Source organism: Tistlia sp. (genome assembly GCF_040905785.1).
GTDB lineage: Bacteria > Pseudomonadota > Alphaproteobacteria > Kiloniellales > DSM-21159 > Tistlia.
In genome coordinates, this window is sequence record NZ_JBBDQW010000076.1 from 4090 (window position 1) to 6406 (window position 2317).

Sequence of the window (2317 nt, forward strand, 5' to 3'; positions counted from 1 at the left end):
GGGCGGGCCGGCGCTTCCAGGGCGAGGTCGCCGAGGGCCAGCTCGAGGGCGTCAAGACGCTCGCCCTCAAGCCGCTGACCTACATGAACGAGTCCGGCCGCGCGGTCGGCGAGGCCTGCCGGTTCTACAAGATCGAGCCGCAGGACGTCGTCGTGCTCCACGACGAGCTCGACCTGGCGCCCGGCAAGGTCAAGCTGAAGGCGGGCGGCGGCGCCGCCGGCCACAACGGCCTGCGCTCGATCGCCAGCCACATCGGCCCCTACTTCCGGCGCGTGCGCCTGGGCATCGGCCACCCGGGCGACAAGGAGCGGGTCCACGGCTGGGTGCTCTCTGACTTCGCCAAGGCCGACGCCGACTGGCTGGAGCGGCTGCAGGAGGCCGTCGCCGCCGAGGCGCCGCTGCTCGCCGCCAACAGCGAGAAGGCAGACGCCAGCTTCATGAGCAAGGTCAACCAGGCGGTCACGCCGCCCAAGCCGCGCAAGCCGAAGCCCGCGGCCGCCGCGCGCCCCGAATCGCCCCCCGAAACGCCCCTCGACTCGCCCGCCCCGGCGGGCGTCGCACCGACGCCAACCCGAGGGCCGGCCCCGACACCTACCCCGACACAGGCTCCCCCTTCGACACCGGCGCCGAGCGCGAGCGCCGGGCGCGGCGCCGAGGGCCTGCTCGCGCGGGCCCTGCGCCAGGCGCGCGAGCGGTTCGAGAACAAGGACTGATCCATGGGCTTCAAATGCGGCATCGTCGGCCTGCCGAACGTCGGCAAGTCGACCCTCTTCAACGCGCTCACCGAGACCGCCGCCGCCGAGGCGGCGAACTATCCCTTCTGCACGATCGAACCGAACGTCGGCCGCGTCGCCGTGCCTGACGAGCGGCTCGACCGGATCGCCGCCATCGCCAAGTCCCAGAAGATCCTGCCGACCCAGCTCGAGTTCGTCGACATCGCCGGGCTGGTGCGCGGCGCCAGCAAGGGCGAAGGCCTGGGCAACCAGTTCCTGGCCAACATCCGCGAGGTCGACGCCATCGTCCACGTGCTGCGCTGCTTCGAGGGCGAGGTCACCCACGTCGAGGGCTCGGTCGCCCCCCTGCGCGACGCAGAGACCGTGGAGATGGAGCTGATGATCGCCGACATGGACAGCATCGAGCGGCAGCTCGACGGCGCCGCCAAGCGCGCCAAGATCGGCGACAAGGAGGCGCAGCGGCGCCTGGCCGTCCTGCAGCCGGTCGCCGAGGCCCTGCGGGCCGGCCGGCCGGCCCGCACCGTCCAGGTCGCCGCCGACCAGAAGCCGACCTTCGACGCCCTCAGCCTGCTCAGCGCCAAGCCGGTCCTCTACGTTGCCAACGTCGAGGAGGCGGCGGCGGCGACCGGCAACGCGCTGTCCGAGCAGGTCCGGCTCATGGCGGAGGCCGAGGGCGCCGGCTTCGTCGTCATCTCTGCGGCGATCGAGGCCGAGGTCGCGAGCCTGGGCGACCCGGCGGAGAAGCGCGAGTACCTGGAATCGCTGGGCCTTCGCGAGACCGGCCTCGCCCGCCTGATCCGGGAGGGCTACCGCCTGCTCGACCTGATCACCTTCTTCACCGCGGGGCCGAAGGAGACGCGGGCCTGGACCGTGCGCGCCGGCGCCAAGGCGCCGGAGGCCGCCGGCGTGATCCACAGCGACTTCGAGCGCGGCTTCATCCGCGCCGAGACCATCGCCTACGACGACTTCGTCGCCCTGGGCGGCGAGCAGGCCGCCAAGGACGCCGGCAGGATGCGCGCCGAAGGCAAGGAGTATCCGGTCAAGGACGGGGACGTGTTCCATTTCCGCTTCAACGTCTGAAGCCGGCCCGGCCGGATTTTCCACAACCTGGGCCTGAGTTCTTTACCTGGACTTAAGCCGTCGGGGGTCAGAGTGCCGGGGACAGGAGGAGGCTGCAGGAACGCCATGTCGAAGCCGCCCGCCATCGAGGTCATGAAGCTGCAGCGCGAGCGCTTCCTGGCGTTCTCCTTCGCCATGGCCGACCTGCTGATCGAGCTGGACGCCGAGGGCCGCATCGCCTTCGTCGCCGGTGCCTGCCGCCGGTTCTTCGGATTGGACGAGGCGAGCCTGATGGGCCGGTCGCTGGTCGCCCAGCTGACCCCGGAGCACCGCCCCCTGGTCGGGCAGCTGCTGCAGCGTCTCGACGCCGGACGCCGCGTGCCGCCGGTCGAGATCGCCATCGAGCGGGTCGGCACCGGCCCCGAGAAGGCGCTGCTGTGCGGCTACGCCCTGCCCCACCAGCCGGTCAAGTACATGACCATCGGCGCGCCCGAGCGCTTCCGTGCCGTGCTCGCCGAGACCGG

Annotated in this window: 3 protein-coding genes; all 3 read left to right on the forward strand. The window is 71.9% G+C overall.

What is annotated here, in order from left to right; all coding sequences use genetic code 11:
• Nucleotides 1–713, forward strand: a 713-nt coding sequence (gene pth, locus WD341_RS17920; protein WP_368426856.1) for an aminoacyl-tRNA hydrolase, incomplete at its 5' end; no start/stop codon positions are given.
• A gap of 3 nt (nucleotides 714–716) precedes the next feature.
• Nucleotides 717–1814 carry a redox-regulated ATPase YchF gene (gene ychF, locus WD341_RS17925; protein ID WP_368426857.1) on the forward strand — a complete coding sequence of 366 codons (1098 nt, stop codon included), beginning with the start codon at nucleotides 717–719 and terminating at the stop codon, nucleotides 1812–1814.
• A gap of 105 nt (nucleotides 1815–1919) precedes the next feature.
• Nucleotides 1920–2317 (forward strand): PAS domain-containing protein (locus WD341_RS17930; RefSeq protein WP_368426858.1); only part of this gene is annotated, 398 nt, incomplete at its 3' end.

Coding starts and splice junctions, on each gene's coding strand:
- ychF (WP_368426857.1), top strand. CDS start 717: ATGGGCTTCAAATGCGGCATCGTCGGCCTGCCGAACGTCGGCAAGTCG.